The 399-nt window shown below is 76.9% G+C and carries 1 pseudogene; it reads right to left on the bottom strand.

The window, feature by feature from the left end:
• Nucleotides 1-399: pseudogene (locus tag H0488_RS23550) on the bottom strand (recombinase RecQ); the annotation flags it as partial.

A 399-nucleotide genomic window follows, 5' to 3' on the forward strand; every position in this document is an offset into this window, starting at 1 on the left:
GGTGATCGCCCAGCGGCCGACGATCGGCCGCTGGAGGTAGCGGGACAGCCCGTCGGCGAGGTCGGCCACCAGGCCCGACCGGGTGGCCGACTCGGTCACCACGATCACGTCGACCTCGGGGCCCCAGTCGGCGAGCATCGCGACCACGGCGCGCACCAGCGGCACCGGCACCGTCTCGACCGGCTCGCCGCGGAACAGCTCACGCAGCGCGGTCCCGTGGCCGAGGTCGGTGAGCCGCGCGATCGCGCGGCCCTCCTCGGCCGGCTGCTTGATCTTGCCGGAGTGGTCGAGCCCGAGCGCGGCGAGACCGGTCGGCCACAGCTTGCGCGGCTCGAGCGGCACTCCCGGGCGGGCCAGCCGGTCGGCCGCCTCGGCGACCGCCCTGGGGGGCACGTCGGC

It is taken from the genome of Nocardioides pelophilus (genome assembly GCF_014180685.1).
Lineage (GTDB): Bacteria > Actinomycetota > Actinomycetes > Propionibacteriales > Nocardioidaceae > Nocardioides > Nocardioides pelophilus.